Here is a 5,302-nt window from a genome sequence, read left to right as displayed (position 1 = left end):
GACTGCCGGCTGCCCACCGCCGCCGCCTGGCTGGACGCCCACGCGGGCGCGGGCGAACACGGCCGGCTCCCCGAACTGCTGCGCGAGCGCGCCGCCGCCGACGCCGCCGACCCCCGGCTGGCCGTCCACCGCACCCCGGAGTTCCTGCGCTGGCGCTACGGCGACGCCCCCGGCCTGGACTACCGGGTGCTCACCGTCCAGCGCGGCGAGGAGCTGACCGGCCTGGCCATCGGCCGGCCCCGGCGGCGCGGCCCGCTCGCCGAGTTCACCCTCGCCGACGTGATCGTGCGCCCCGGCGACCGGGACAGCGCCGCCCGGCTGCTGCGCGCCGCCGCCCACGACAGCGGCTGCGACCACGTCGCCACCCACCTCTCCCCCGGCACCGAGGCCGCCGACGCCGCCCTGCGCACCGGCTACCTGCGCGCCCCGCGCACCGGCATGACGCTCGCCGCCCGCACCCCGACCGGCCCCACCGCGCACACCCTCGCCGACTGGCGGTTCAGCCTCGGCGACCTGGAGGTGTTCTGATGCCGGCGGTGCCCAGGGGCCCGGGCTCGCCAGGAACGGCGGCGGCGGTGCGCAGACGCGTCCCCTGGCCGTCCGCCGTCGCCGCCGCCCTGGTCACCGGCTACGTCACGCTCTTCGTGCTCGCCTCGGTGCACACCTCGTACGACACCTGGGGCGCGCTGCTGATCCTCCCGGCGCTGATGGCCATCGGCACCCCGATCCTGGCCCGGGTCGCCGCCGCCAACCCCGAACGGGACGTCTTCCGGCTGCTGCTGCTGGCGATGACCGCCAAGCTGCTGTGCTCGTTCCCCCGCTACCTGATGGCCTTCGTGCTGTACGGCGGCGCGGCCGACGCGAAGATGTACCACCAGAAGGGCGGTGAGCTCGCCGCCTACCTCGGCCAGGCCGACCTGCTCGGCGGCGTCCACTACGACCTGGGCATGAAGGTGGCCGGCACCGGCTTCATCATCATCGTCACCGGCGTGGTCTACGCGATCACCGGGCCCTCGCTGATCGGCGGCTTCCTGGTCTTCTCCTGGCTGGGCTTCTGGGGCCTGCTGCTGTTCTGGCGGGCGCTGCAGATCGCCTTCCCCGAGGCGGACACCCGCAAGTACGCCAAGCTGGTCTTCTTCCTGCCCTCGCTGCTGTTCTGGCCCTCCAGCATCGGCAAGGACGCCTGGATGATGTTCTGCCTGGGCCTGACCACCTACGGCACCGCGCGGCTGCTGGACCGCCGGTTCGGCGCCTTCGCCTGCATCGCGCTCGGCTCGCTGGGCACCGCGATGGTCCGCCCGCACGTCACCGCGCTCGCCGGGGCCGGGCTGATGGTCGCCTACGTGCTGCGCCGCCGGCCGCGGCAGGTCAGCGCGCTGGGGCCGCTGCGCACCATCCTGACCGCCGTGGTGCTCGGCGCGATGGCGGTGCTGATGCTCCAGCAGGTCTCCACCTTCTTCGGCACCGACGGGACCGGCGGCGACGCCGTCAACCAGGTGCTCTCGGAGACCTCCAGACGCACCAGCCAGGGCAACTCGATGATCAACCCGACCGCGCCCGAGGACGCCGCGCCGGAGTTCAGCCTCAACCCGGCGGGTCTGCCGGTCGCGGTGATCAGCGTGCTGTTCCGGCCGTTCCCGTTCGAGGCGTCCAACATCCAGAACCTCATCCAGTCGGTGGAGTGCTTCGCGCTGCTGGTGATGTTCATCCGCGCCTGGCCCAGGCTGAGCCGGCTGCCCCGGCTGTTCGTGCAGCGCTCCTACGTGGCCTTCGCCGCCGTCTACACGGTGCTGTTCTGCTGGGCCTTCTCGACCATCAACAACATGGGCATCCTGTCCCGCGAACGGGTCCAGGTGCTGCCGCTCGCGCTGGTGCTGCTGGTGGTCCCGGCCGCCGCCGCCCGCGGGGCCGCCGCCACCCGCAGACCGCCACCGGTCTGGCGGGTCGCGCCCGGCCAGTGGGGTGCCCGCCGCCGCGCGGAGCCACCGTCCCAGGCGCCACCGTCCCAGGCGCCACCACTCGCCGTGCCACCGCCGTCAACCGTGTCACCGTCACCGTCCCAGGGGGGATCGACCGCGCCATGACCACCGACACCACCGACACCCTTGACCTGCCCGCCGCCCTCGGAGGCACACCCGCCTTCCCCGACGGGCTGCCGCTCACCCGGGTCCGGGTGCCCGACCGCGCCGCGCTGCTGGAGCGGCTGGGCACCGTGCTCGACAGCGGACAGCTCACCAACGGCCGCACCGTCGCCGAACTGGAGGAGGCGGCGGCCGAACTGCTGGAGGTGCCGCACGTGGTGGCGGTCTCCAACTGCACCACCGGACTGATGCTGGTCCTCCAGGCCGCCGGCGTCGACGACCGCCGCCCGGTGGTGATGCCCGGCTTCACCTTCTCCGCCACCGCGCACGCCGCGCACTGGGCCGGCGGCACCCCGGTGTTCGCCGAGGCCCGGGAGCAGGACATCACCCTCGACCCCGAGGACGCCGCCGCCCGGCTGGCCGCCGCCGACCGCCCGGCCGCGCTGATGGCCACCCACGTCTACGGCACGCCCTGCCAGGTCGAGCGCCTCCAGGAGGTCGCCGACGCCGCCGGGGTGCCGCTGGTCTACGACTCCGCGCACGGCTTCGGCAGCCGCCGCAGGGGCGTGCCGATCGGCACGTTCGGCTACGCCGAGGTGTTCTCGCTGAGCCCGACCAAGGTGGTGGTGGCCGGCGAGGGCGGCCTGGTCGCCACCCGTGACGCCGACCTCGCGCGCCGGCTGCGCACCGCCCGCGACTACGGCAACCCGGGCGACTACGACACGCTGTTCCCCGGCCTGAACGCCCGGATGAGCGAGCTGCACGCCGCCGTCGGCCTCAACTGGCTGGCCGGCCTGCCCGAGCGGGTGGCCCACCGGAGCGCGCTGGTCAAGGAGTTCGCCGCCGTCACCGCCGGGCTGCCCGGGCTGCGCCTGGCCCTGCCGGAGGAGGGCGACACCTCCACCTTCAAGGACCTCACGCTCATCCTGGACGCCGCCGCGTTCGGCCTCACCTCCCGCCAACTCGCCGACGCGCTGCGGGCGGAGGGCATCGACTCGCGCCGCTACTTCCACCCGCCGGTGCAGCGCCAGCGGGCCTACGCCCACCTCGGCCAGGCGGAGTCGCTGCCGCTCACCGACCGGCTCGCCGAGTCGGTGCTCACCGTGCCGCTCTGGTCGCAGATGGACGCGGCCACCGTGCGCCGGATCGCGGACGCGGTGGTCCGGATCCAGCCGTACGCGGAGCGTCTGCGCGCCGCCTGACCCGGCCGGGGTCGGAGCGCGGTCCCGTTACGCGGATCGGGTGACACCGGTTGGACCGCGGGCCCACCCGGTCGGCAGGATGTCCGGCCAGGGCCCGCGGTCCCGTCCCACCCTCCCCCGTACGTGTTTGGAGTTCCCGGTGTTCAAGGGATTCCGCAGCTTCCTGCTGCGTGGAAACGTGGTCGACCTGGCGGTCGGCATCGTGATCGGCGCGGCCTTCACGGCCGTGGTCACCGGGTTCGTCACGGCGTTCCTGACGCCGTTGGTCGGGGTCGCGACCGGCGCGGTCGGCGACTTCACCCAGAAGACCTTCGACGTGGCCGGCACCCGGTTCCCGTACGGGGTCTTCGTCAACGCGCTGATCGGCTTCGTGCTGGTCGCCGCGGTGATCTACTTCGTCGTGGTGGTGCCGGTCGGCCGGCTCCAGGCGCGGCTGGAGGGCGGCAAGCCGGCCCCGGCCGCCAAGGCGGACTGCCCGGAGTGCCTGAGCGCGATCCCGGCCGCGGCGGTGCGCTGCTCCTTCTGCACCACCGAGGTGGCTGGCCGACCGGGCTTCCCCGCCCAGCGCGGACCCGTCGAGCGGCCGGCCGAGCCGGACGCGGAGCAGGGCGCCGGGAAGCCCGCCGGACCGTCGGTCACGGACTCCGCCGTGACGTCCGACGAGAAGTCCGCCGCGACGTCCGACGAGCAGCAGCCCGCGTCGGCGCGCTGAGCCCATATCGGGCCTGACGGGGACTTTATTCCCCAAACATTCACGAGCCCCCGTCGCGCCCCCGACGGGGGCTCGAATGCGCCGGTGCGCGCCCCGCCCGAAGAAGTTTCTTCGACGGTCCCCGAACCGTCCACCGCCCCGTCACCGCACGGATCTTCGCCGTCCTCGTCCGAGCGCCGTTCGAGCCGCCGGGCCGACCGTAACGGTGGCCGGAACTAGCCGCCAGAATGTCCGTTCTTCCTACTTTCGAAACCTTTGTTCGGGCGAAGCTTGTGTAAACACTCGAACTGCTCCGCCTCCCAGTCTCCTCAGCAGCCGCGTTGTGGGCTTACCGTATGCCCCATGACCTCGCCCCGCTCCTACGACGGAGTCGGCTACCCCTCTCCGTCCTTCTCCTCCGGCACGCCCATCTACGACAGCCTCGTCGCAGAGCGCGGTGTCCCGCAGATCGCGCCCATCAACGTGCCGGCCGCCCTGCCGCCGGCCCTGTCGACCGGTTACGGATCCGGCCTCTCCGGCCCGTCCTACGAGAACAACCGGTACGGCACCGGGTACGACAGTCCCGGCGGCAACCTCCCCGCCCTGCCGCCCGCCCGCCTCGCCCTGGGCCCCGGCCCGAGCAGCGCGCCGTCCTCCTCCGGCCCGGCCACGGCGTACATCCCGGCGCAGCCCGCGCCCGCGTACGCCGCCGCGCCGCAGCCCCCGGTCCCCGGGTATGGCGGCCCGCAGCCGTACCTGCCCGGCCAGCGCCCGCAGACGCCGCCCCCGGCCTTCACCCAGGCCTCCACCGGCGGGTACCAGCCGTCCGGCGGCCAGAGCTTCGGCGGCCAGAACACCTTCGTCGGCGGCCACGGCGGCCCGCAGACCTTCGGCGCGCAGCCGCCCGGCGGCCCGTCCGGTCCGCAGGGCACGGCCGGCCAGCCGCACGGCCCGCAGTCCTTCGGCGGTCCGCAGGCCTTCACCGGCCACGGCGCCCAGCCCGGTGGCTTCGGCGGCTCCGGTGACCAGTCCTTCGGCGGCGCCCAGCTGCGCCCGGCGGTCACCCCGGTCGCCCCGGTCCGCCCGATGCAGCCCCAGCGGCCCGGCCCGTACGGCGAGCCCGGCCAGTTCCAGCAGGGGGGCTACCAGCCGCAGGCCCAGGGCTACTGAGCCCACCGCGTCCCCGGGCCGGCCCCACCCGGCCCGAACCCGCACCACCCGGGTCCTCGGCGAGGACCTAGCACCACCCGGCGCACCCACATCCGCCGGGCGTACGGAGAAACGGGTCATCCACGGACCGCCCGGAACGCCACCCCACCCGGCGTTCC

Annotated in this window: 3 protein-coding genes and 2 pseudogenes; all 5 read left to right on the top strand. The window is 74.3% G+C overall.

What is annotated here, in order from left to right:
- Positions 1-528 (top strand): annotated as a pseudogene (locus tag ABD308_RS01170) (GNAT family N-acetyltransferase); the annotation flags it as partial.
- Positions 529-575: 47 nt separating this feature from the next.
- On the top strand, positions 576-2,084 hold the full coding sequence (locus tag ABD308_RS01165; protein ID WP_344323941.1) for a hypothetical protein: 1,509 nt from the start codon (positions 576-578) through the stop codon (positions 2,082-2,084).
- Entirely contained in the window at positions 2,081-3,283 is a 1,203-nt protein-coding gene (locus ABD308_RS01160) for a DegT/DnrJ/EryC1/StrS family aminotransferase (RefSeq protein ID WP_344323929.1), read from the top strand. The genes ABD308_RS01165 and ABD308_RS01160 overlap by 4 nt, the downstream gene beginning before the upstream one ends.
- Before the next feature lie 139 nt (positions 3,284-3,422).
- Positions 3,423-3,848 (top strand): annotated as a pseudogene (gene mscL / locus ABD308_RS01155) (large conductance mechanosensitive channel protein MscL); the annotation flags it as partial.
- Positions 3,849-4,337: 489 nt separating this feature from the next.
- Positions 4,338-5,144, top strand: coding sequence for a DUF6643 family protein (locus tag ABD308_RS01150; RefSeq protein WP_344323896.1), 807 nt, complete (start codon positions 4,338-4,340; stop codon positions 5,142-5,144).
- The last annotated feature ends 158 nt before the right edge of the window (positions 5,145-5,302 follow it).

This window comes from Kitasatospora putterlickiae (genome assembly GCF_039527695.1).
GTDB lineage: Bacteria > Actinomycetota > Actinomycetes > Streptomycetales > Streptomycetaceae > Kitasatospora > Kitasatospora putterlickiae.
This window is presented reverse-complemented; position numbering and strand designations above follow the sequence as displayed.

Excerpts from the sequence above, each read along its gene's own strand:
- ABD308_RS01160 (WP_344323929.1), top strand. The coding sequence starts at position 2,081 with ATGACCACCGACACCACCGACACCCTTGACCTGCCCGCCGCCCTCGGA.
- ABD308_RS01150 (WP_344323896.1), top strand. The coding sequence starts at position 4,338 with ATGACCTCGCCCCGCTCCTACGACGGAGTCGGCTACCCCTCTCCGTCC.